Annotated in this window: 15 protein-coding genes; 3 read left to right on the forward strand and 12 right to left on the reverse strand. The window is 61.8% G+C overall.

Annotation, left to right across the window (positions count from 1 at the left end):
• Positions 1 to 163: 163 nt before the first annotated feature.
• Positions 164 to 2377 carry a signal recognition particle-docking protein FtsY gene (gene ftsY, locus CAQU_RS07815; protein WP_075726683.1) on the reverse strand — a complete coding sequence of 738 codons (2214 nt, stop codon included), beginning with the start codon at positions 2375 to 2377 and terminating at the stop codon, positions 164 to 166.
• Between the two features lie 116 nt (positions 2378 to 2493).
• Between ftsY and CAQU_RS07820 the strand changes: the two genes are divergently transcribed.
• From CAQU_RS07820 to CAQU_RS07830, 3 genes are read left to right on the forward strand one after another with little or no spacing between them, the layout of a single operon-like run.
• A complete protein-coding gene (locus CAQU_RS07820; protein ID WP_075726685.1) occupies positions 2494 to 3639 on the forward strand; it encodes an ABC transporter substrate-binding protein in 1146 nt (381 codons plus the stop codon).
• 8 nt (positions 3640 to 3647) lie between these two features.
• Entirely contained in the window at positions 3648 to 4535 is an 888-nt protein-coding gene (locus CAQU_RS07825; protein ID WP_084562920.1) for an ABC transporter permease, read from the forward strand.
• Positions 4528 to 5298: an ABC transporter ATP-binding protein gene (locus CAQU_RS07830; RefSeq protein WP_075726687.1), complete on the forward strand. Its 771-nt coding sequence runs from the start codon at positions 4528 to 4530 to the stop codon at positions 5296 to 5298. The genes CAQU_RS07825 and CAQU_RS07830 overlap by 8 nt, the downstream gene beginning before the upstream one ends.
• Positions 5299 to 5363: 65 nt before the next feature.
• Here CAQU_RS07830 and CAQU_RS07835 read toward each other — a convergent pair whose 3' ends face one another.
• The 11 genes from CAQU_RS07835 to gdhA all read right to left on the reverse strand — a co-directional run bounded on the left by CAQU_RS07835 (position 5364) and on the right by gdhA (position 23537).
• Positions 5364 to 9002 carry a hypothetical protein gene (locus CAQU_RS07835; RefSeq protein WP_075726689.1) on the reverse strand — a complete coding sequence of 1213 codons (3639 nt, stop codon included), beginning with the start codon at positions 9000 to 9002 and terminating at the stop codon, positions 5364 to 5366.
• A 301-nt stretch (positions 9003 to 9303) separates the two neighbouring features.
• Positions 9304 to 12774 (reverse strand): chromosome segregation protein SMC, encoded by a 3471-nt coding sequence (gene smc / locus CAQU_RS07840; protein WP_075726691.1) that lies wholly within the window; start codon positions 12772 to 12774, stop codon positions 9304 to 9306.
• Positions 12775 to 12834: 60 nt separating this feature from the next.
• A complete protein-coding gene (locus CAQU_RS07845) occupies positions 12835 to 13140 on the reverse strand; it encodes an acylphosphatase (protein ID WP_075726692.1) in 306 nt (101 codons plus the stop codon).
• Between the two features lie 138 nt (positions 13141 to 13278).
• Positions 13279 to 13887, reverse strand: a complete 609-nt coding sequence (locus CAQU_RS07850; protein WP_075726694.1) for a 5' nucleotidase, NT5C type — start codon at positions 13885 to 13887, stop codon at positions 13279 to 13281.
• Between the two features lie 98 nt (positions 13888 to 13985).
• Positions 13986 to 16610, reverse strand: coding sequence for a hypothetical protein (locus tag CAQU_RS07855; protein ID WP_075726696.1), 2625 nt, complete (start codon positions 16608 to 16610; stop codon positions 13986 to 13988).
• Positions 16611 to 16821: 211 nt separating this feature from the next.
• A complete protein-coding gene (locus tag CAQU_RS07860; protein ID WP_075726698.1) occupies positions 16822 to 18315 on the reverse strand; it encodes an alanine/glycine:cation symporter family protein in 1494 nt (497 codons plus the stop codon).
• Positions 18316 to 18588: 273 nt separating this feature from the next.
• Positions 18589 to 19452, reverse strand: coding sequence for a bifunctional DNA-formamidopyrimidine glycosylase/DNA-(apurinic or apyrimidinic site) lyase (gene mutM, locus CAQU_RS07865; RefSeq protein ID WP_075726700.1), 864 nt, complete (start codon positions 19450 to 19452; stop codon positions 18589 to 18591).
• A gap of 146 nt (positions 19453 to 19598) precedes the next feature.
• Positions 19599 to 20354 (reverse strand): ribonuclease III, encoded by a 756-nt coding sequence (gene rnc, locus CAQU_RS07870; protein WP_075726702.1) that lies wholly within the window; start codon positions 20352 to 20354, stop codon positions 19599 to 19601.
• On the reverse strand, positions 20351 to 20884 hold the full coding sequence (locus CAQU_RS07875; protein WP_075726704.1) for a YceD family protein: 534 nt from the start codon (positions 20882 to 20884) through the stop codon (positions 20351 to 20353). The genes rnc and CAQU_RS07875 overlap by 4 nt, the downstream gene beginning before the upstream one ends.
• Before the next feature lie 278 nt (positions 20885 to 21162).
• The gene (locus CAQU_RS07880) at positions 21163 to 21924 is read right to left on the reverse strand and encodes a DivIVA domain-containing protein (RefSeq protein WP_075726707.1); all 762 of its coding nucleotides are present in this window, start codon (positions 21922 to 21924) and stop codon (positions 21163 to 21165) included.
• 269 nt (positions 21925 to 22193) lie between these two features.
• Positions 22194 to 23537, reverse strand: coding sequence for an NADP-specific glutamate dehydrogenase (gene gdhA / locus CAQU_RS07885; protein ID WP_075726709.1), 1344 nt, complete (start codon positions 23535 to 23537; stop codon positions 22194 to 22196).
• Positions 23538 to 23618: the final 81 nt, after the last annotated feature.

Here is a 23618-nt window from a genome sequence, read left to right on the forward strand (position 1 = left end):
TAACTATAAGTCGATAGATATTTGCCACTATGCTTTTGACCTGCACTAACACCACACCTAAGCATGCAAAAAGGTGGCCGCAGCTCATGCTGCGACCACCTTAAGGCTGCGGGCTCGCTCAAGGATCTTTACTCCCCGGGCAACCGGTACACCGGGTTAGCAATTAGGAAGCGGAAGTCCCTAACAACGCGTCGACGAAGCTATCGACCTCGAAGGGGGCCAGATCATCGGCGCCTTCGCCCAGGCCCACCAGTTTCACCGGCACGCCCAGTTCTTCTTGCACCTGGAAGACAATGCCACCCTTGGCGGTGCCGTCCAGCTTGGTCAACACCACGCCGGTGATATCGACGACGTCGCGGAAGGTGCGCGCCTGCATCAGCCCGTTTTGGCCGATGGTGGCGTCGAGCACTAGCAGCACCTCATCAACTTGGGCTTTCTTTTCGACGACGCGTTTGACCTTGCCGAGCTGATCCATCAGGCCGACGGAGGTGTGCAGGCGGCCGGCGGTGTCAACGAGCACCACATCGACGCCTTCATCCACACCCCGGGCGACCGCATCGAAGGCCACGGATGCCGGGTCCGCGCCTTCGGCGCCACGCACGGTTTCCGCGCCGACGCGGCGACCCCAGGTCTCCAATTGGTCGGCGGCTGCGGCACGGAAAGTATCGGCAGCCCCCAGCAGGACCTTGTGCCCCATGGACACCAGCACGCGCGCCAGTTTGCCGGTGGTGGTGGTCTTTCCGGTGCCGTTGACTCCAACGACTAGCACCACGGCCGGTTTGCCCTCGTAGGGCATTGCCTTGATGGAGCGATCCAGCTCGGGCTTGCAGGCCTCGATCAGGGTCTCGCGCAGCATCGCGCGCGCCTCAGCCTCGCTGGACACGCCACGCGCCGCGATCTTGTCGCGGAGGTTCTCGACCACCTTCACGGTGGTTGCCGTACCTAGGTCGGCCATCAGCAGGGTGTCTTCGATTTCCTCCCACGCGTCCTCATCAAGGTCGCCGGCGGACAGGATGCCGAGCACGCCCTGACCGATGACGTTTTGGGAACGCGACAGGCGCCCGCGCAGGCGCCCCAGGCGGCCTTCCGCCGGAGCAATGTCATCCTGCAGGGCGGGCTGCTGGGCAGCCTGCGACACCTGCTGGGTGTCTTCCTGGGCCTGCGGGGACTGGGTGGTCTCCCGAGCGGCTGCCGCGGCGGCTGCTGCCGCCCCTGCCGCCAAGGCAGCTTCCTCAACTTCTGCGACATCAGCCTCACCGGGCTGGTGTTCAGGCTGCTCAGTCGCCTCGTCCGCCGGCGCGGCCGCGGATTCTTCCGCACCATCAGCCGGAGTAGCTGCGTCCTCGAGCACCGGCGCCGCGTCGGCGTCGCGCGTATCGGAGACTTCGCCCTGCTCTGCAGCGTTAAGAGCTGGCGCATCCCCCTCAGTGACAGCCGGCTCAGTGGTGACAGCCGGCTCAGTGGTGGCAGCAGCATTGGCCGCAGCGTCATCAGTGGCAGTCGGGGCTTGTTCTGCAGGATTGGGGTGCGGGGCCGCTTCGGCTTCTTGCACCGACGGGGCCGCCTCGGCGATCTCGGTGGCATCCGCACCATCCAAGGCGGCGGCAGCATCGCCGCCAGCTGCGTTTTCACGCGCAGCGTCCTCGACCGGGCGCACAGGGTCAGCCGCCACTTCTTCCGCTACGGCTTCCTCATCGGCAGATTCGGCCTCATCTACACTTGCAGACGGCGCGTCCGTTCCACCAAGCACCACCTCAGGCTGAACCGGATCCTGGGAGGGGCTGACCACCTCCACGGCGGGGGCATCCTCTACAGGTTCGCCCGGGTGAGCGGATACATCTTCAGCGATATCAGCATCAATGTCTTCCGGGCTCAGCTTCCGGCTGTGCGTCAGCTGTGCCGCATCCTCCGGGCACTGTGCCGGCTCGGGAGCTTCAGGGCCATCGGCGGCAGGCTTGACCTCCGGGACGACCGGATTGGCTGCGGGAGCTTCCGGCTGGGAAGGCTGCTGCGCACGCAGCTGCTCATTAACGCTATCGACCAGGTCATCTTTGGCCTGTTTTGCCGAAGCCGCAGAAGCTGCAGCCGCCCCGGCGGCCCCAGCTGCGGCCGCGGCAGCCGCACCCGTAGCCGCGCTGCGGGCGCGCTCCACCGGCTGCTTCGGGGTTGCCGGCGCAAAGTTGAAATTGCTTTTGGCCTGGTAGTTTCCAGACTTCTCTTCCTTGGTGAGCTCCTTGGGCTCTTCCTTAGTTTCGAAAGAAACAGTCTTTTGCTTCTTGCGGTTCAAACCGATGATGACGACCAAAGCAACCAGGATCGCAATAACGACCAGGGCTGCAACCGCAATCATCGCGGGGGACAAAGTTGAAAGATCCATGCCTTCTATAGTGGCAGGTTTTGGTGGTTTAGGTAATTTCTCCCCACAACTAGACAGTTCTGTCTATTTAAAATAGACTGCACCGTACTTTCGTTGTCGACCCAACCACAAAGCACATGAATACCCCACCCACAAAGCCCATCACCCGACGCACCGCCCTCCGCACACTCTCCGCCCTCGGAGCCGGCGCAACCCTAGCGCTGAGCGGATGCGCCCCACCACGCGCCCACTCACACACCACCCCCACCACCGAACTCACCATCGGCTACGTCCCCATTGCCTGCACCACCTCCCTGATCCTCGCCGACGCCCACCAACACTTCGCCGCCGCCGGGCTCAAAGTACGCCTGCGAAAATTCGCCGGCTGGTCCGAACTATGGTCCGCATACGTCACCCAAGACATCGACGTCGCCCACATGCTCTCCCCCATGCCCATCGCCATCAACAGCGGGGCCACCGGCGGGCGACGCGAAACCACCATCGCAGCCACCCTCAACACCAACGGACAAGCCTTCGTCCTGGCCAACAAACACCGGCACACGGTGCGCAAACTCGAAGATGTCCGCGGCTTTAGCCTCGGCATCCCCTTCGACTACTCCGTCCACGCGCTCCTGCTACGCGACGCACTAGCCACCGCAGGCCTCGACCCCGACCGCGACGTCAACCTCAGACTGCTGCGCCCCGCAGACATGGTCGCCCAGCTAGCCACCGGCACCATCGACGGCTTCGTCGGCCCGGAACCACTCACCCAACGAGCAATCGACCAAGGTTTCGGCCGCGCATTCGCCCTGACCAAGCAGTGGTGGGACAACCACCCCTGCTGCTGCATCGCAGTCGCCACCGAACTCACCGACAGCCACCCGCACCTGGTGGGGAATGTAAGAAACGCCCTAACCGCCGCCACCGCGCACCTCCCGGAGGCAACAACTCCCCACATCCTGGCCCGAGAAAACTATCTCAACCAGCCCGAACAATTCATCGCATCCGCTTTGGCCGGCCGCTACATCAACTGGTCCGGGCAACTGGTGGTCGATCCTGAACGAATGCGCTTCGATAGCGACACCGACGCGGCAGCGGTGACCTGGATGGCCGCCCAATTGGCTCGCTGGGACCTAGGGATCGCGCCGAAAGAAGCAGACATCATCTCCGCCGCACACAAAGTCCTCCCAGCTAATACCCCCAGCAGCTCAACCCTGCACATCTCAGGACAACCCTTCAACCCCCGCCAGCCACTATCCACCTACCAGCTCAACCCCACCTAAAAACCACCATGACTACAAAAACTGCGCTGCCCCAACCACACGCAACCACCAACTCCCACCCCACTAACGCACCTTCCGGCGACACCACCGCGAAAGCCCCCGGTGCACGGCCCCGCACCCGGGTTGGGATTCGGCTGCGACCCATCCACCTGACGCTAATTGCCACCCTGATCGCGCTAGCCACCTGGCATATCCTCAACCTCACCGGCGTGCTCTCCCCCATCGCCCCCACCCCGCAAGGAGTCGCCAAACGAGGATGGGAAATCCTCACAGACCCCTTCTACCAACGCGGCCCCGCAAGCGTCGGCATCTTCTGGCACCTGACCGCCAGCCTGGGACGGGTCGCCGCCGGCTTCGCTATCGCAACCGCAATCGCCATCCCCCTAGGTCTCACGGCGGGACTGCACCCCCTGATTCGCACAGCCACAGAACCCTTCGTGCAAATTCTGCGCCCCGTCTCACCGCTAGCCTGGCTGCCCCTCGGACTGGCACTGCTGCGCAACGCCGAGTCCACCGCAATTTTCGTCATCGTGCTCACCGCAATGTGGCCCACCTTCTTATCCACCATGGAGGCAGTGCGCAATGTTCCCACAACCTACCTGCACCTCGCCCAAACCCTAGGCACATCCAAGACAGCAACGCTGATCCACATCATTTTCCCGGCCGCACTGCCCGCCATCGCTACCGGCCTGCGCCTATCCCTATCCACCTCCTGGCTCGTGATCATCGCCGCCGAAATGCTCGTCGGCGGGCGCGGAATGGGCTTTTTCGTGTGGAACATGTGGAACCGACTCGACACCAACGCCATCGTCATCGCCATCCTCATCATCGGCGTCACCGGATTCATTCTTGATGCCGCCGTCAACGCACTCGAAAAGGCCCTCCGCCATGACTAACCCCCACCCCACCGCCACCAACACAGCCACAAGCATCCCCACCCCGGCAATCGAACTACGGTCGGTCGGCCAAAGCTACGGAAAAACCACCATCATCGAACCCACCACCCTCACGGTGGAACCGGGCGAATTCCTGGTCATCCTCGGCCCCTCCGGGTGCGGAAAATCCACGCTGCTCAACATCATCGCCGGGCTCAAAAAGCCCACCCAAGGCAGCGCCCACAGCTTCGGCCAGCCCATCACCGGCCCCGGGCCAGACCGCGCAGTAGTCTTCCAACACCACGCACTCCTTCCCTGGAAAACCGCCCACGCCAACATCACCTTCGGGCTATCCTCCGCACGGCCGGAACTCACCCGGGAACAAAGACACACCATCGCCGATCAAGCACTGGACATGGTGGGACTGTCCCACGCCGCGCGCAGGCGCCCCGATCAACTATCCGGAGGAATGCAACAACGCGTCGGCATCGCCCGCGCCTTTTCCCTCCACTCCGACATCCTGCTGCTCGACGAGCCCTTCGGGGCCCTCGACGCACTAACCAGGACGGAACTACAACGCCTGCTCAAACAAATCTGTGCACAACAAAGCACCACAGCTGTGCTGATCACCCACGACGTCGACGAAGCGCTATACCTGGCCGACCGCATCGTGGTGATGAGCGCCAGCCCGCATGCCAGCGTGATCGAAGACGTCCGGCCCGCACACTGGGAGCACGACGCCCTCAGAGAACACATTCTGAGCCTGCTGGGATACGGAAAATAACAACGGGGCCAACCACCACAACAGGTGGCTGGCCCCGAGCACAGCTTCAAGGGGGGTGTCGCCGACTAGTCGGAGAGCTCCGGGTGCAAAGCCGACAGCACCATAGCCTCAGCGGCAATCAAGTCGCCGGTCACCAGATCCGGAACCAACTCGGCAAGCTGAGCCCAGCCGGGGGTTGCTGCGGCCAGCACCTTTGACTTGCCCATCATGCCGTGAGCATGCATACGGGCCGACAACGCGAACACGATGGAAACCACCGGTGCCAGCGCCCAGCGGGCATCCGGGGAATCGGTGTCCACCCCGTCGAGCTTGTCGAAACGAATACGGGCAGCGGCAAACAGGTGGCGGTTAGCCCCACGCATCGCGCGCAGCAAGCTCACCGCAGCCTGAATCAACTCCTCATTGCCCAGCAGTGCAGCCACCTCCTCACGCTGATTAAAAGCCTCAAAGACAGCCAACAGGCGGGCCGAATCATCCATGATGGGGCCGGGCACAATGTGTGCTTGCTGGAAGAACATCTCCAACACCGCCTCTTGCTGGGCTGCGGGCATCTTCGCGATCGCAACCGTAGAGGCATCGATGCAGGCGGTCTCCAGGGTGGCATCGCGGCCGGTGCGCAGCGTTTCCGCCAAGCGGTCGCCCGCAACCGTAGAAATCTTTGCCAGTGCAGCACGCACCGCCTTCGGATCCACCGGCGAGGGCGCGACAGGCTCCGCAGCCTGCTGGTCATCCGTGGCGTTCTCAGCCACAGTGGGGCTGACCAGCGCCGGCAGATCAGCAAGGTGCTCCAGCGCGGCAATCCAGGCGGTCCGGTGCACCCCCTCACCCGAAGCCAGCGGCTGCTGGGCCGCGAAATCAGCGGTAACCAACCCGGTCTTAATCAACTGGCCGGGCTGCTTATCGGCAGGCACCTCACTGGCAGACAGGCCCGTGAGCGCACCACGCGGGTGCGCTGCCAAAGCAGCAATCGCCAAGGTCGCCGTCTGTCCGGCAGCCTCATGCCCGGTCACGAAATCCCACAACAGAGGCCACAGCGCCTTATCATCAGGCACCTGCTCGGTCAGACCAGCGAAAAACTCCGCCAACTGACTGCGCGCAGGATCAGCATCCCCAAAGAATCCTTCCTGCTCCACCAGGAAGGAACCCGGGCCGGGAACCAGCGGGGCACGCATCGAAGAAAAAGGATCCGCAGTGTGCAGCTGCACACTCAACGAGCCTGCACCGCGCAGATTCTCCGGAAGTTCAATGCGAGCATCGCTCACAGCCAACCGCACGCCGGCCGCCCAGGGGGCGGTCACCGGCCATACCCAAGCACCCAAAGCCCGGTCCTCGGCAACTTCCTCCAACAGGATCGCTGTCCCGTCTTCGGACAATTGCGCACCGGTAGCTGCGGGAGTGTTGGTGATTGTTGCCAGGTTCACCGAGACACGCTTGTCAGCCACCACATCGGTCCACTCCACGTCGAGGCGACCGGACACCATTGACCCCATCGCCTGCGACAGCGCCGCAAACGGTGCGATCATGGTGACAGGATCCTCCGCGGTCATCTTCACCGTCCGCAAAGGTGTGCCATGATGGTTGCGCACACTGACCTGGGCGTCTTTCAACGCACCCGGCTTTCCAGCTACCCGCACCCGCACAACGCCATCGGCGTCGAAGGAACGAGTGGAGGTCACCATGCGGGTTGCCCGCCACCGCGTCGGCTGCCCCACCAAGGGAATATCGAAGCGCAGTCGCGGGGGCTTAAACCAGATGGGCATCTGGTCGCCTTCTTCAGTGGCGACCGTGAATTCAGCACCCGGAGCATGACCGGCAACATGCACATTCTTCGGGGTGACCTGGAAAGGCTTCTCGCCACTGCGAACCGTCAGCGTCGCCTCCGACAAACCACCCTGGGCCGGAATCCGGAAACTGGAAGACAACCCTGCCGACTCATAGGTCGCAGACAAACCCTCCACGATGGCGTACTCGTGGCGGAAAGACTCGTTACGCGGACCGCGCAAACGCACCAGGTATTCGCCCACCCACGGGGCGTCGTACAAACCCGGATCGAAAATATCGAACACGCCGCCTTCGGCCGGAACAATCAACGGCTCCGCCGGGGCGACCTCTTCGCCAGAGTTTCCGGCACCCGCAAACGAGGAAATCGTCAAGAACCAGGTCTCCTCCTCGCCGGTAACCGTCGGTGGGAATTCCGCGATCAGGGAGCGGGCGTAGACCGGTAGTCGAGTCACGGAACGCAAACCAGCAACCGGCTGTTCCGGGTCGACGAAGCGCACCCGTCGCCGAGCATCCACACTGCGGATCGGGGCGGCCAAGGTGGCAGTGGCCCCGGGGGCGACGATCTGCAAACTCACCGCATTTTCGCACTCCACGGTGAGGGCCTCCCAGCCATCCCAGCCCACGACCTCGACGCGATCGGTAACGGTGAGCTGTTGACCCAACACGGTGTCATAAGCTTCGGAACCCGCCGGGGCGACAACCCGCACCGCCCCATGGTGCACGGAGCGCATCGCGGACAGGTTCTGCCCTTTAAGGCTAAAAATCAGCGCCGGATCGTCTTTTTCCGCCACCACAGCAACGACCCATTGGGTGCCGGTATCGGCATCGGTGACGGTGACTTCCCGGACCTGGCGCGCAATTGGCACATCGATGGCCTGGGACAGAAGATTGACCTCGCCCCAGGGCTTGCCGGTGCGGTACACCGTAGTGGTGCCGTCCACCCGCACCCGCCACGACCGCTGCTGAGCGGTATCAGACAAAGGCAATTCCGGCAGACGCAAACACACCTTCGAGCGCACCGCATCAAAAATGATGCGCGGCGCGATCTCGCGAGTGGCAGTGCCCACCGCGAACCGTCGGCCAACAGTACCGGCGGGTCGCTCCTTAAGTTCCGCCCGAACAGCATCCAACACATTCGGCGACAACACTGCCGCATCCCCGCTGGGAGTCACTGGGAAAGGGGCATCCGGATTTGCCGCCGAATAGCCGTACAGATCGGCTGCACCGCGAATTTGTTCCTCAGTGATCTTCTCCCCCGCCGCGGCACAAGCAAGTGCCACGGATAGCGGAGCGGCCAAGCGATCATCGTGGTCTTCGCCAAAATGCTCGGAAACATCGCCCGCGCGCAGCGCCTCAAGGATGATGCTGGTGCGCTGCTCCACGCTCAGCTCAGGACCCGGACACAAGCCGTCCATCAGCTCCAGCAAATCAGGAATGTCGCAATCAATCAGCCCGGCGTGCTGGCCGAGTAGTGCCACCTGGGCTGGGATCTGCAACTCGATCTCTCCGGTTGCGAAAGTGCTTCGCAAGCCGGCCATTGCGAGGATTTCCTCAACCAGCCCCAAGATGAGCTCATCTGGATTGTCTCCAACGAGTGCAGCATCGACGCCGAGACCGGCAAGCAATTCAGTGCCGAACTGGGCGGGGTCGACCAGTTTTTGTGCCCGGTAGGTCAGCACCACCGACATCACGGAGGGAACCAAGCGGACGAGCGCGGTGAAGTCACCTCCGGCAGTTAGCTGGCGGGTGATAAACAAACCCAGGAAGCGTTCGTAGACTTCCATGGTGTCGGTTTCGATCCGCGCTTGGGCGACAAAGTCGTGGGCAGAAAACGCCTGTTGGAGGGCAATCTCGGAGTTTGAGGCCCACCCCAAAAGGGAATCTTGGGGGTCGGCAATGGGCGAGGCTTCGCCAGCGTTCACAGGTTCTTACTCCCTTGGATGATGCAGTGGTTGCGTCAAGATGCAAAGCCAAAAATATATCAGCATCGCGGTGGCGCGGTGACGCGTGGTCGACACCAGGATTGTCTCGAATTAGGCGGCCGCGGATTTGCCTGGGAAAACCGGTTGATGGCGGAGATGCCGGCCACGGCCGCGGCGGTTGCGAGAACGGTGTCGCGCGTATTGCTGGCAAGTCTAGCGACAATCCCTCATCGCAGTTTCCCTGCAGCACAGGTGCAGCACATAAACTTGCGCTCTGGTCTGCGTGAATGCCGCGCCGGGGTTAGTCGGTGGTGACGGGATTCATGCGCTGGCTGATCACCCGGGTGACGCCGTCGCCACGCATGGTCACGCCGTAGAGCACGTTGGCGACATCCATGGTGGGTTTTTGGTGGGTGATCACGATGAGCTGCGAGCTGGCTCGCAGCTGCTCAAACAGGGCAATCAGGCGGCGCAGGTTGACGTCGTCGAGGGCGGCTTCGACCTCGTCCATGACGTAGAAGGGGCTGGGGCGCGCTTTGAAGATGGCGACCAGCAACGCCAGCGCGGTGAGTGATTTTTCGCCACCGGATAGCAACGACAGTCGGGTGACGCGTTTTCCTGGGGGCCGGGCGTGTACTTCGATGCCGGTGGTGAGCATGTCCTGTGGGTCGGTGAGCTCCAGCCGGCCTTCTCCCCCGGGAAACAGGGTGGAGAAGACCTCGGGGAAGGCCTTTTCGACATCCAACCATGCTTCGGTGAACAGGTTGAGGATCTTTTCGTCGACGTCAACGATGACTTGCTTGAGGTCTTTTCGGGCTTGTTCGACGTCGGCAAGTTGGGTGGCAAGGAAGTCGTAGCGCTCCTGGAGGGCTTTGTATTCTTCCAGGGCCAAGGGGTTGACTTTGCCGAGGGCGGCGAGGTCTTTTTCGGCTTTTTTAGCGGCGGCTTGGGTGGCGCTGCGGTCGAAGTCTGGCCCGGGGGCGTGCTCGGAGATGATGGTTTCTGCGGGCAGTCCCAGCTGTTCGACGATGGACGCTTCGGCTTGTTCGCGGCGCACTTGTGCTTGGGACAATGCGATTTCTGCGTCGTGTGCGCTGCTGGATAGGCGCGCTGCTTCCTGGGTCAGGGCGCTGGCTTTGTCTTTAGCTTGGCTCAGCTCGGTGATCAGCTGTTTGCGTTCAAAATCGACGTCGTCTTTGCGTTCGCTGGCTTGCTCCACGGCGAGTTGGGCGCGGTGCGCGATGTCGTCGGCCAGCTCGGCGATGACGCTGGCGAGTTCTGCTTTTTTAGCCCGGCGCGCCATGTTTTCTGCGTGTCGTTGGGCGGCTAGTTTTTCTTGTTGGGCTTGACGGTTGAGGCTGGCTGCTTGGTTTTTGGTTTGTTCTGCCCGGTCTTGGGCGGTGCGTAGCGCGAGGCGGGCTTCCATTTCCATCGCTTTGATTTGGGCGAGGGTTTCTTGGGCGGTGTCGCGGGCTGCGGTGGTGGGTTCTTCGGGTTCGTCTGTGTGCTCGACGCGGGCGAGTCGGTCGCGGGTGTCGGCGAGTTCTTTTTCGGCGGTTGCCCGGGTGTCGAGTGCTTGTTGTTCGCGTTGTTGGGCGCGGTTGTGGGCGCGTTTGGCGAAGTCGAGTTCGTTGCTGATGCGGGTGGTGTCGCTGCGGGCTTGGCTGAGGGTGAGGTCGTGTTCGTGGAGTGCGGCTTGGGCGGTGGCTTGGGCGACGGCGAGTTCTTCGCTGGCGGCTTGGGCGCCGGCGAGGGTTCCGGCGTGGTCGTTGAGGCTGGTGGTGAGTTTTTCGAGTTCGGTGCGGGCGGTGGCGATGGTGCCGGCGACGTCGACGGGGGTGGGGGTGGTTTGGCCGATGGTGAGCCATCCGGCGCCGACGAGTTGGCCGTCTGGGGTGACGGCGCGGAGTCTTTCGTCGGTGGCTACTGCGGCGCGGGCGGTGGCGAGGTCGTCTGCGAGGACGATGTCTGCGAGCATGCGGGCGATGGGTGCGGCGCTGGCTTTGAGGTGGATGTGGGTGTGTAGCCAGCTGCATCCTGTGGGCAGGGTGGCGTCGATGTTCCAGGTGGTGGTGTCGCCGGTGGCGGTGGTGTCTTCTGCGATGACGATGGTGCGTTCGCAGGAGGCGTGTGCGGTGTTTTCGACGGTGTCGGGGTCGAGGGGGCCGATGATGCCGGTGGCGACGTTTCCGAGGGCGGCGGTGACGGCTTGGGTGTGGGTGGGGTCGACTGTGAGGTGGTCGCTGAGGGGGCCGAAGGCGTCGCCGAGGAGTTCCGCGGCGGCGGCTTTGGGCATTTGGGTTTGGAGTGTTTCGATGCGGGATTCGAGCCGGGAGACTTTGCGTTCTGCGTCGCGTTCGAGGCTGCGGATTTCTTCGAGTCGTTGTTTGGCGCCGCGGGTTTCGGCGGTGGCGGCTTCGACGGCTGCGACGAGTGGTTGTCGGGCGGTTTCGGCTGCGGCGAGGGTTTCTTCGGCGGCGTGGAGTTGGGTGGTCAGTTCGGTGACGCGGGTTTTGGCTTCTTGGGCTTCTTGGGCCATGCGGGTGGCGTCATGGGTGGCTTGTTCGACTCGGGCTGCGAGGGATTCTTCGGCGGCGAGGAGTCGGACGACGCCTTCGCGCCGGTCGGCGATCGCGCGCAGCTGTGCCATGTGTTCTTTGTCGGCTGCTTCGGCGGCTTCTTGGGCGGAGGCGGCTTCTTCTTGGATGGATTCCAGTCGTGAGGAAGCTACTTCGACTTCTTGTTGGAGGCGCGCGTATTCTTCTTCGGCGCGTTCGGCGCGGGCAGCCAGTTGCGCGGGGTCGGGTCCGCGGTATTCTTCGACGCCTAGGTGGTTGTTGGCGCGTTCGCGGGCAATGCGCCCGGTGGCGGAGATGCGTTCTGCGAGCGCGGTGAGGTCGAAGTAGGCGCGTTGTGCTTGTTCGGCTTGGGGAGTGAGGGCTTGGAGCTGGGCGTCGAGTTCGTCGCGGGCTTCTACGGCGGCGTTGGCTGTTGTGTGCGCGGTTTCTAGGCGCGCTGTGATTTCCTCGAAGGTGGCGGCGGCTTTCTTTTCTGTCTCTGAGAGCCGGATGAGTCGGTCTGCGCCGAGGGCTAGGCGGGCGGCGCGCAGTTCGGCTTGTACGGTGGCGGCTTTGCTGGCGGCCTCTGCTTGGCGGGCGAGGGGTTTGAGTTGTTTGCCTAGTTCGCCTGTCAGATCCTGGAGGCGGTCCAGGTTGGTTTGCATGCCCACGAGTTTGCGTTGGGCTTTTTCTTTGCGGCGTCGGTGTTTGAGGACGCCGGCTGCTTCTTCGATGAAAGCGCGTCGGTCTTCGGGGCGGGCTTCCAGGATTGAGGCGAGGCGGCCTTGGCCGACGATGACGTGCATTTCGCGACCGATGCCGGAGTCGGAGAGCAGCTCTTGGATGTCCATCAAGCGGGCTTTGGCGCCGTTGATTTCGTATTCGCTGGCGCCGTCGCGGAACATGCGGCGGGTGACGGAGACTTCGGTGTAGTCGATGGGCAGCGCGCCGTCGGAGTTGTCGATGGTGAGGGTGACTTCCGCACGCCCCAGTGGTTTGCGGTCGCCGGCACCGGCGAAGATGACGTCTTCCATCTTTCCGCCGCGCAGTGTTTTTGCGCCTTGTTCGCCCATCACCCAGGCGAGCGCGTCGACGACGTTGGATTTTCCGGAACCGTTGGGCCCGACCACGGCGCAGATGCCGGGTTCGAATTTTAGGGTCGTCGCTGACGCGAAGGACTTAAAGCCTTTGAGGGTCAACGATTTCAGGTGCACGTCTTGGCAGTCTAGTAGATGTCGCGTATTGGTCCCGGTCGATAATGATCGCCGGCGGTGTTAGCGCATGTCGAAGCCTTCGACACCGCGGGGCTTGGCCCATTGTTCTACGACTGTTTGTACGCATCCGGGCCGCCCACTGTGGGTTTTAGGCTCCCGCAGTCTGGTGAGCATTTCGCGAACCGCATCGTTTTCGCCTTCGACGACGACGCAGACTCGCCCGTCTGGCAGGTTCGTTGCGGATCCTTGGAGTCCTAATTCCATGGCCTGGCTGCGGGTCCACCAACGAAAACCGACACCTTGGACACGACCGTGAACGAAGGCGGTGAGTCGAGTGGAGTCTGCGGGGGCTTCGGTTGCAGTCATGTCGGCGTGTCCTTGGTGTGGTGCGGATTCGATGATGGTTGGTTGCGCCAATTTTATCGCTGCACAGGAACTCAGTAGTGGGGATTGCTGGATTATTCTGTTGTATTTTGGCGCCGCGGTTGTGGTTTTTGGGCGCCGCTAGTGTGCACGAAATCCGTCGACGAGTTCTTCCAACCTGCGCAGCACCACCGGATAGTCTTCGGCCCAGTCGATGATTCGAAGGCCAGCAACATCGCGGTTGTATGGCTGGTCGACGATGATTGATTCGATCCCTTGCTTTTTCAAGGCCGCAATGTTTGTTGGTGCGTCTTCGATGTATAGGTCTGCATCGACGGAGTCTTTGAGTCCGGTGAAGCAGAGGGATCTGTAGGGAAAGCCGTTGTCGTCTAACCATTTCGCGGTGTCGCTGATGGCGATTTGGTGGTGGCCGGCAACCAGGAGTCGGTGGGTGACGATGCGGATGTGTACGCCTGCATCAGAGATTTTCTGCATGGCTTCTGCTGCCCCGGGGATGACCGGGCCTGTTGCAAACATGTGTTTACTGACTGCGTCTGTGTGACAGGCCAGGTAGTCCCAGTGGTCTTTGAATCCCCATGCCGTGGCGATGTCGTAGGTTTGTTGGTCGCCGAGGTTTTGCTCGGGCACGCGCAGCCAGCGGGCGGCGAAGGGGCGAAAGGCTTGGGAGTAGTCCATGCAGACCCCGTCGAGGTCGACTCCTAGAACGGGGCGTGCGGGTCGAGTTTTCATTGCGTCTCCTGGCAGGCTGCCGGTGTGTGAGATGGCTTTTCCGGGTGTGTGGTTCTTGTCCCGTCAGCGCGGTGGAAGGTGGGAAGAGTGCATGGGGCCTAGTCCAAGCAGGTGCGCAGCAGTTCCCAGTCCCGAGCTTTGTGGGTAGCTCGCGTACCCCAGTTGTCGTCGGGGCTGAAAAAGTGTGGACTGTCGAAAGCCCCTGTTTCCGTGGCGGCGATGACGTCTCGGTCATCGGGGGCGAAGGGGAGTCTTTTGTCGACGTAGATGCACACGTCGTTGAAAAACGATACGAAGTCTGCGTTTTCGTTTTTCCTCCGCCACCCGCGTGAGCGTTGGGAGATGCCCTCGGCTACTTTTTCTCCCCAGCTTTCGCCCAGTTTTGAGCGCCTGCGTGCCCGGGATAGTGCGCTGACGCGGTAGAGCAAGCTGATAAAGAAAGCTACCGAAATGCAGGTGACAGCTATCTTTGCGTCGAGCTGCCACGTTGAGTGTTCTGTAATGATTGGGGCTTTTCTCAGCAGATACACGATCGGGAAGATAGCAACGCTGAAGATGGTGGAGTGGTTCAAGATCGCTTGCACCGGCGAGTACAGCCTGCGGGTGACACGGTGCGTTCCGATGCTGAAAAATAACGCACCAAAGGTACCAACGAGCAGGGTGACTAGTGCGATGGTGACGCTAAGGTCAACTGCGTTCACGCACCAGAGGAAAGCCATCGCGGTGAGTAGGACCGCACACACCACTGCAGCGGCAATGTTCACCGCGCTGGTTCTGCTGGGCAGCAAATTGACGTAGAACACGCCGATGGGGTTCATCGGTTCCTTTGCTGCCACGATATGGATCGATTTTTGGGAAGAACGACACGACCCGTATTCCCCGTCGTCTGATTGGGGCGCGGTTGCGTGTCCACCGTCCTCAGGTTTTGGCCGGGTGTGGTCCCACCGCGTGTCGAATGCCTGGTGAAAGCCTGCGAGGGGGAATGGTCGACCGGAAAGCTCCCCGGCGGTAATACTTGCCAACCGTGCGCCGTCGGGAAGACCGATTTCCAGGTGGGTGCTGTTGGCGGACATGGCCGCGTAGCGGACAGGAACTGTGATTCCGATGTCGCCGCCGAAAAAGTTCTTCAGTCTGCTGGCGCCGGTGTCGTAGCCGGCATGGCGCCAGGAGTCGATTTCTGTGGTTTCGGCATCGCATGACAGTTTGATGATTTCCCTGCGCGCCACCGGCAATGCGGTGTTCTCATCGCGATCGAAGTCGATGGCTGCCGAAAAGAGGTAGTTTGTCGACAGTGTCGACAACAGGGTGCAGTAGAACTCAACTTGGCACAGCCTGAGCAGCTTTTCATCGACGTCGTTGAGATCGGGGCACGGATCCTGCGGTGGATTCTCGTCACCAGAACTAGACAGGTCTTCGAAGGACCGTTGGGACGTGGTCCACACCGGTCCAGCTGCTTGTTTCACCGCGTCAATGATGGCAATGGCCAAAAGGGTGACCAAGGGGGAAGAGTCGAGTTCTTCAACGCTGTCAGCATCTTTGGAATCTTTAGTCGCACACATCCAGGCGGTGATATCGCTGGCCCACTCGTTGCTGGAACGGTTGCCTTCAAGTTGTTTGTGCATGCGCGGAAGAAACAGCAGCCTGTTAAGCGACTCGAGGGTTTCTTTATCCGGTTTTTGGTGTGCTTCTGTGCTGTCTTTATCGCCTAGCTTTAGCTGTTGGCCATCTCCTTGCGGGATGCATCCGCACATGTGCTCTAGCGTGCGGCGTGCCACGAAAGCCAAGGCCGCTAGCGAACCAAACAGTCTTTTGCGGTAGATTTCCTGTTCCCTATTGCGCAGCCCGCCCCGGTATTTGGTCTTATCGACGTTGCGGCTCATGATGATGTCCAACAATGCGCCCTGGTGGATGCGGTTGGCGATTTCTGTGCTGCCTAGCTCGGGGCCCAATCGGTTGTTAATCAGCTGAGGTATGTTCAGCAACTCCCCCAGGTGCTGCAGTGGGTAGTAGGTCAAGACGGTGTTGTTTGCGGTGCCCAGGGATGGGATGGCCTCGCCGGCGGCGTTGACGAGGTCGAGATTAACCAGCATTCCTTTGCGCAAAAACGTCAAGGGAACGGCCATCTGGTTACTTCCCCCGCCCCGAATGGCAACTGTGCCGCGGCGGGTGGGATCCTCCTCGGAGTCGCCCTTTTTGTCTGCTTCACGGCCTGTCGTGTCATTGGGTTGCTGCTTATAAGCTGGGCTCGGTGGGTGCTTGCGAAACTGCCCGGCGACATAGTCGCCACTACTGCCCAGCAGGGGAAGCGTAAATTCTTCTTCTTGGTTGCTCAGGGTGAAGTCGAAGGTTAAACGCCTGCGGGTTTGGCGTTGGGTGTTGATGTCGATGCGTTCGTTTCGGCGGTCCATCCAGCGCCAGTCCACGAGCAGTCCGAGCATTCTTTGTGCCAACGCCTGGGTGCGGGAATCGTGATGTTCGAACTCCCCCAAGCTGGTGGCGGATTCCCATGGTTCGGGAAGCAGCGGCGGCAAGCGATGCTGGCGTGTTTTCTCCGCCGTGTTTTCTGCTTTATTCGAGCTAGCTGTACTGCCTGTGTTGTCGTGACTGCTATAGGCGCGCCAATGGTCGTTTAGCCGCTTCCACGCTTCCACCACGTTGTCGGCCTGATGATTCGCTTGCGTGGTGAAATCTTCGAAGGACATTTCTGTGGAAGTGTCGGCCATGGCGAACTTCTTTCGGCGAGGGGCGTGGGGCATGGGGTGCTGTGTGAAATCTTAAAACAGCTATTTGGCCTAAGAACATAGTTTGGGGATGCAAAAACGCCACCACGCTCCCCCACCGCAACCCGGTTGCGCGGGTGTCTTGGTGGATCGGGCGTGGTGGCGTGCGGGGTTTTATGCCCCTTAAAGCGTCGGGCGGAGGGTGGAAGCTTTTCTACTTTGCTTCGTATTCCGCGCGGGCCTGTGCGAGTACTGGTTCGTATTCTGCGGTGGTGTGGGTCAGCGGGTCGGTGCCATCCCAGCATTCCATGCCGTCCCAGCCACGGATACCGGGCACATCCTCGCGGCGGAAGATCGGGTTCAGGCCAGCGACGCGCTGGACGGTGAAGTTCTTCAGCACCGCCACGGCCACACCGCACAGCGGGACGATGGCCAGGAGGTTCACGAAAACCATCAGCGCGGAGAACACGTCGGCCAGCGACCACACCAGCGGCACCTTGCCGAGCGCGCCAGCAAACACGCACAACACGACGAGGAAGCGCACCACGTTTAGCACGGCTTTTTTGCCGGTGAGGAATTCGATGTTGGCTTCGCCGTAGTAGTAGTTGCCGATGATGGAGGAAAACGCCAGGAAGAGGATGACGATGGTCAGGAAGTGGATACCCCAGCCACCGACGCTATCGGCGAGGGCGTTTTGGGTCACCGCGATGCCGTCTTCCTCGGTGACCGACGGGTCGGCCAGCAGGATGATGAAGGCGGTGATGGAGCAGACGATGATGGTGTCGAAGTAGACGCCGAGAGTCTGGATCAGGCCCTGCTTGGCCGGGTGCGAAACGGAGGCGGTGGCAGCGGCATTGGGCACAGAACCCATACCGGCCTCGTTGGAGAACAGGCCACGCTTAACACCGGTCATGATGATGTAGCCCAGGGTGGCGCCGCCGAATTGGCGCAGGCCGAAGGCGTTTTCGACGATGTGGGCGATCATGGACGGCACCTCAGAGATGTTGAGGATGACGACGATGATGCCGACGATGATGTACAGCACAGCCATGACGGGCACGATGATCTGGGTGACGCTGGCGATGCGCTGCACGCCACCGAAAATCACGGCTGCGGTCAAAGCGGCCAGAACGATGCCGACGATGAGCTTGACCTGGTTTTCCGAGACCGTGTCGAAGGAGGTCACCATGGAGCCAGCAATCGAGTTGGATTGCACGGCGTTGAACACAAAACCGTAGGTGATGGTGATGAGGATGGCGAAGATAGTGGCCAGCCACTTCCAACCCAGGGCTTTAGTGATGTAGTAGGCGGGGCCGCCCCGGTAGGAATCGGTGTCGCGCACCTTGTACACCTGGGCGAGGGTGGACTCCACGAAGCTGGTGGCACCACCGATGATGGCGAGCATCCACATCCAAAACACCGCGCCCGGACCGCCGGCGGTCACGGCGATGGCCACACCGGCGACGTTGCCGGTGCCGACGCGGGAAGCGGCGGAGATGGTGAAGGCCTTAAAGGCGGAGATGCCGTCCTTGCCGGATTCCGACTGGGAAGGCTTTTCGGTGATGGCGCTGAACATCGCCGGGATGTAGCGCAGCTGCACGACAATGGTGCGCACACAGAAGTACAGGCCAGCTGCTACGAGGATGTAGACAAGCACGGACCACAGGCTGTTAGACGCACTGTCTACCAGGGTTTGCAAAAGTTCCATGCAGGCTACTTTAAGGTATCCACCCCACGTGCTGTTAATGCTGGTCAAGACAAAAAACACCAATACCTGTCGAGGTATCGACAGTGAGCTTTGGCGTTGGGTGGAGCCCACCCCGATTGACGTGGGTTTTTCGCAACTTAACCCGCCACAGTCCCGGTGATCAACGTTACAGTCCAAATGGGGTGCGCAGCCCTTGAGCGTTGTTCTACTACCCGCTTATGGGGGATAGTTTTCGTCAAGTGGTGACTGGATCCCACCGGGAGGCGCACTGTTTTAATGAGCCCGTTGGCATGTGGGGCAGAACGTGGCGGAACGCCCGCGAAACATTTCTTTCACCATCGGGGTCGCACACCGACCGCAGGGCAACCCGGCCTGACCGTAGGCGTTGAGCGAACGATCGAAATAGCCTGATTGACCGTTGACATTGACATAGAGGTCATCGAAGCTGGTGCCGCCTTGGGCAATGGCTTCGCTGAGCACATCTTGGCCACACCGCAGCAGGTTTTCGATGCGGGCAAGCGACAGGCGGGAGGCGTTTTGTTTGGGGCTGATCCCGGCCCGCCACAGCATTTCGTCCGCGTAGATGTTGCCGATGCCGCTCACCACGGTCTGATCCAGCAGTTGCACCTTGATCGGCGCTGTGCGGTTTTTGATGCTGCGCGCCAATTCTTCGATATCGGCAGCTGGGTCGACGAGATCGCGGGCGATGTGGTTGAGGGACTCGGGGATGCCGCCAACCAGGTCGCTGGTGCGCCAGTAGCCGAAGGTGCGTTGGTCGACGAACCACAGGGCATTGCCGTCGGAGAGTTGGGCGCGGGCGCGCATGTGTTTGTGGTTGGGGTCGCTGACTCCCGCGCGGGAGTCTTTGATGAGCATCTGCCCGCTCATGCCGAGGTGAACCACGAGCGATAGTGCACCGTCGGTGGTGTCGTCGTTGAGGGTGAACCACATGAATTTGCCGCGCCTGCCGGTGCCGGAGACGTGGGCGTTTTCCAGCAGGCCGGCGAGTTCTGCACGCCCGCCGAGGTTGTGCCGGGCGGTGCGGTCGTGGTGGATGGTCACGAATTCGAAGTTGCGCCCCACGACGTGGGTGTCTAGCCCGCGGCGGACTGTTTCGACTTCGGGCAGCTCTGGCATCGGTTCTCGCTTCCGGGTGCTGGGGTGGGTGGGGTGTGGCTATGGCCATTTTGCGGCGGGGTGTGAGGGGTTAGCGCACAGCACCACAGAAGGTGGGGCTGTGCAGGTTGTTCAGCCCCACCTTCTGTGGTGTCGTGGTGCGCGGATCAGCGCAGTTCGAGCGGGCACTGCTTGCTGCCCAGCAGGAGGAATGCTTGGTGTGCTGCTTGTTGCTCGGCTTTCTTTTTGTTGTGGCCTTCACCCACCCCGATTTCGATACCTCCGGAACTGACGTGCGCGGTAAACCAGCGGTCATGGTCGGGGCCGACACTGGTGGAGGTGTATTCGGGCAGTTGGTGTTTGCGTTCCGCGAGCCGTTCCTGGAGTGCGGTCTTCCAGTCTTGGGTGAAGTTGGAGGCGCTGGCGTGGTCGATTTTGTCGGCGAAAAGCCGCAGGATGACGGCGCGCGCGACCTCGAAGCCGTGTTCGCGGTAGATGGCACCGAAAAGCGCTTCGGTGGTGTCGGCGAGGATGGAGTCTTTGTCGTGCCCATCGGTCATGCGTTCGCCGCGGCCGAGCAGGATGTGTTTGCCGAGGTCGAGCTGGCGGGCGATGTCGGCGAGCCCGTAGCGGGAGACCATGCCGGCGCGCATTTTGGAGATATCCGATTCAGCGCGGGTGGGATAGGTGTCGAAGAGTTTGGAGGCTACGGACAGCCCGAGGACGGCGTCGCCGAGGAATTCGAGCCGCTCGTTGTTGGGCAGCATGCCGTGTTCGTTGGCGAAGCTGCGGTGGGTCAGCGCGAGGCGAAGCAGGTCGTCGGAGAGGCCGACTCCGAGGGCGTCGAGGAGGGGTTGGTGGTCGACGGCTTGGTAGGCCTTGGTGAGGATTTCTTCGCCGGTGAGTTTCTTTTTGGGGCTCACTTGAATTTCTCCAGCCCTGCCCAGCGGGGATCGAGGAGGTTTTTTTCGTCCTTGCCGGATTCGCCGTCGGGGGCGGGCACGTCGTCGTTGTTGCATTCGCGCCCGTAGTCTTCGCACACGGGGCTAAATGGCCAGCTGAGTCCGGCTTCGTCGATGAGTGCTTGGGTGAGGTCGACGTTGGTGCCGGTGATGGTTTCGATGCCTTCGTCGTCGCTAGCGTCACCATCGCCTTCGACGAAGTTGGGGTCGCTGGTGTAGACCCGGTTGACGTCGATGGTGGTGTCCACGGTGAAGGTTTCCAGGCAGCGGCCACAGTGCACGGTGATGGGGCCTGCGATGGTGGCGTAGGCGTTGAGGGTTTCCCCGCCGAGCGGGGTGAAGTGCGCGTTGACGGAAAGGGGTGCGTCTTTGTCGAAGGCGACCATGTTCAGGCCGATGCGCTCTGGGGCGGGCCCGGTGGCGTCAAGGTTGAGGGAGTTTCCCGATCCGCGGAGGACGGTGTTCACGTCGAAAACAAGTGGTGATGTCATGGCGCCGTTTAGCCTACCCGGCGAGTGCGCCGACTAGCTACACGTGTGTAGGCGTTGTTTTTCACTTAAGGCGGCTAACCTTTATCCAGGCTGCGGTGCGGTGTGATGGGTGTTTGTCACAAAGCTTCGCCCGGCATCACGGCGGGTGTGTGATGCCGGGCGGTGGTTGCTCTACCGGACGGTTGACCTAGCGAGCGCGTCCTGGGGTGTGGGCGGGCGGTGGATGTATGTTTTTTCCGTGCTGGTGTGTGCTGCCGCCGGCCCTTTTTTAAAGGGGTTTAGTCTTCGTAGTCGACGTCGAAGGTGTCTTGGGGGTCTGTGGTGTGGGGGCGGTCGTAGCCTTCGAAGGTGCCGGCGACACCGGCGCCGCGGCGCAGGGCGCTGCGGTCGCGTTCGATGCGGCGCAGGGTTTCGCTGAGGCTGGTTTGGAGTTCGCCGAGTTTGCCGTCGACGAAGTCGTCGCAATCGCGGCGCAGGGCGAGGGAGTCGGCGTGTGCGGTGTCGACGATGCGGTGTGCTTCGGCTTCGGCGCGGCGGACGACCTCGGCGTCGGAGATCAGGAATTCTTGCTGCTGGCGGGCGTCTTCGAGGATGCGGTTGTATTCGCTGTTGGCGTTTTCCAGCATGCGGTCGCGTTTTAAGGTGGCGTCTTCCATGAGCTCGTGGGCGTCGCGGCGGGCGTCGTCGACGGCGCGGGCGGCGCGTTCTGCGGCTTCGGCGACGGTGCGTTGGGCTTGTCGCTTGGCTTCTTCGACGGCGTCGGCGGCCTGCTGGCGGGCGTCTTCGAGGATGCGGTTGGCTTCTTCGTCGGCGCTGATCAGCAGGGCGTCGGCGCGGTGTTGTGCTTCGTTGAGGATGTCTTCTTCTTCGGCGAGGACCTCGGCGGCGTTTTCGAGGTTGTCGGGAAGATCATCGCGGATGGCCTCTAATTGGGTCAGCACTGTTGCCCGGGGCACCATACAGTTTTGGGAAAGTGGGACCTGGTGGGCGGTTTCGACGAGTTCGATGAGTTCAGACAGGTTTGATAGCACGGTATACATGCGCAAAATGTTACCGCGGTAGACCTATGTGACTGGTGATAACACGCAGGTGTGGGGGCGGAAAAACTGCTTTTGCGCCCCCTTTGGCAGCCCGGGTTTCCCCAAAAAACACGGATGCGTGCCGCTAGGCCACTATGGGCTGCCTTTGGGCGGGGCGCCTGCAGGTGCGCTGAAAACCCCGCTGCCCCGCCAGCGTGTTTAAGCGTGGCGGGGCAGCGGGGTTCTAGGAGATGCGCGCTTAGCGCGCGGGCGTGATGCCGGGTGTCTTTTTAGATGACGCCCTGGGCGATCATGGCGTCGGCAACCTTCTTGAAGCCGGCGATGTTGGCGCCGATGACGTAGTCGCCTTCGTGGCCGTATTCCTTGGCGGTTTCTGCACAAGCGGTGAAGATGTTGCTCATGATGTCGTGCAGACGCTCGTCGGTTTCTTCGAAGGTCCAGGAGGAACGGCAGGCGTTTTGCTGCATCTCCAGCTGGGAGGTGGCCACGCCGCCGGCGTTGGCGGCCTTACCCGGGCCGAAGTGGATGCCGCGCTCGCGGTAGACCTCGATGGCGTCGGCGGTGGAGGGCATGTTGGCGCCCTCAGCGACGAAGCGGCAGCCGTTGTCGGCCAGCTTGGCGGCGTGCTCGCCGTCGAGCTCGTTCTGGGTGGCGCAAGGCAGGGCGATATCGCACGCGAGATCCCAGATGGAACCGTCGGTGTGGTACTCCGCACCTTCGACCTCGTCGACGTAGGCGGTGACGCGCTCGCGGCGAACTTCCTTGATTTCCTTGAGCTTGGCAACGTCCACACCGTTGGGGGTGTGCACCCAGCCGGAGGAGTCGGAGAAAGCGATGACGGTAGCACCCAGCTCCTGGGCCTTCTCGATGGCGTAGATGGCGACGTTACCGGAACCGGAAACGATGACCTTGGCGCCGGAGAAGGAAGCGCCGTGCGCGGCGAGCATTTCCTTGGTGAAGTACACCAGGCCGTAGCCGGTGGCCTCGGTGCGGACCAGGGAGCCGCCCCAGGAAAGACCCTTACCGGTCAACACGCCGGAGTCGTGGGCGTTGCGCATGCGACGGTACTGGCCGAACAGGAAGCCGATTTCGCGGCCGCCAACTCCGATGTCGCCGGCGGGAACGTCGACGTTCTCGCCGATGTGGCGGGACAGCTCAGTCATGAAGGACTGGCAGAAACGCATGATCTCGGCGTCGGACTTGCCCTTGGGGTCGAAGTCGGAGCCACCCTTGCCGCCACCGATGGGCAGGCCGGTCAGGGAGTTCTTAAAGATCTGCTCGAAACCGAGGAACTTGATGATGCCCAGGTTCACCGAGGGGTGGAAGCGCAGGCCGCCCTTGTAGGGGCCGATGGCGGAGTTGAACTGGACACGGAAGCCGCGGTTGACCTGGACGTTGCCCTCATCGTCAACCCAGGGAACGCGGAACATGATCTGACGCTCCGGCTCGCACAGGCGCTCGATCAGACCGTTGTCGGCGTAGTGGGGATCCTTCTCCAAAACGATGGCCAGGGAGTCCAGCACCTCGCGGACGGCCTGGTGGAACTCGGGCTCGCCAGCGTTGCGCTTGAGGAGCTTGTCGTAGATGTCGGAGACCTGCTGTTCAACGGTCATGGTTCTACTCCTTTACGAAGGGGTTAAAAGCATCTCGCCCGGCGGTGTGCCACTCCCCTGCCAAGAAAACTAAGCCGAGGA

Source organism: Corynebacterium aquilae DSM 44791, from assembly GCF_001941445.1.
Taxonomy (GTDB): Bacteria; Actinomycetota; Actinomycetes; order Mycobacteriales; family Mycobacteriaceae; genus Corynebacterium; species Corynebacterium aquilae.